The 639-nt window shown below is 56.5% G+C and carries 1 pseudogene; it reads left to right on the forward strand.

Annotation, left to right across the window (positions count from 1 at the left end):
* Positions 1-8: 8 nt before the first annotated feature.
* Positions 9-639 (forward strand): annotated as a pseudogene (locus tag HHJ06_RS11690) (RHS repeat-associated core domain-containing protein); the annotation flags it as partial.

Raw genomic sequence — 639 nt, forward strand, 5'->3', positions numbered from 1 at the left:
AGAGGAAGATGAGCCAGGGTATTGACGGTATGCAAACCGTTTATAATTATGAAGCAGCCGCGGAATACGGGGCCATTCACCAGGTGACGGAGACCGTGCAGGCCAGCGGAAGCATCGTTCCCGGACAAAGCACCAGGAACGTAGAGTACATTGCTGAAAACGGCACCACCGCTAGGAAAGAACAATACGTTCACACTGGAGAAGGCTGGTCGCTGATTGCCTCGGAGGACTATGAATATGATGACGAACAGAGGCTCGTCAAGACGACGAAGGGCAACGGCCGCTTCAGCACGACTGAGTGGATGTGCTGCGGGCCGTTGAGGGAAACCGACGAAGACGGCATCACCACCAGCTACGGCTATAACTCGGCCAAGCAGCTGGCGGAAACCATCCGCTCCGCAACGGAAACAACTCCAGAAACAATTACTTCCTACAGCTATGATGCGGCGGGAAGGACGATTGCCACGCGCCGCGACATAGGGGCCATGACCACGGTGGAGAGTACAGAGTACGACGATCTGGGACGGGTGATTTCTTCCACGGACATGCTGGGACGCATCACCCGAACGGGGTATAGCGAGGACGGACTCACCACCACCGTCACCACTCCGGCAGGCGCTACGCTGATCACCAAAAAGT

This window comes from Akkermansia muciniphila, from assembly GCF_018709685.1.
GTDB classification, from domain to species: Bacteria; Verrucomicrobiota; Verrucomicrobiia; order Verrucomicrobiales; family Akkermansiaceae; genus Akkermansia; species Akkermansia muciniphila_E.